This is a genomic window from Rhizobium sp. SVR5-2C, assembly GCF_056755115.1.
This window is the reverse complement of sequence record NZ_JBNDHT010000648.1, coordinates 1-231: the sequence shown is the minus strand read 5'-3', so window position 1 is coordinate 231 and position 231 is coordinate 1. Positions and strand designations below refer to the sequence as shown.

Sequence of the window (231 nt, the reverse complement as noted above, 5' to 3'; positions counted from 1 at the left end):
CGCCGAAACCGGAACCGACTTTTCGCGGACATACATGTCGTGGGAGGCTTGCAATGCCGCCTTGCTCTGCGGGCTATAGAGCTCGACATCCTTATAGGTCGGGTTGGTGGTAGCTTCGTCGAAAACGCCGCCGCCATAGGCCCACAGCTGCGGCGTGAAGCGGTACGGCGTAGTGCCGGCATTCTTGCGAGCCGCGAGGCCGTAACCGGCAATGCCGAGCTTGTCGTGGAT

Annotated in this window: 1 pseudogene; it reads right to left on the bottom strand. The window is 61.5% G+C overall.

Features of this window, described 5'->3' with window-relative positions:
• A pseudogene (locus ACPYOI_RS37240) lies at positions 1-231 on the bottom strand (sugar ABC transporter substrate-binding protein); the annotation flags it as partial.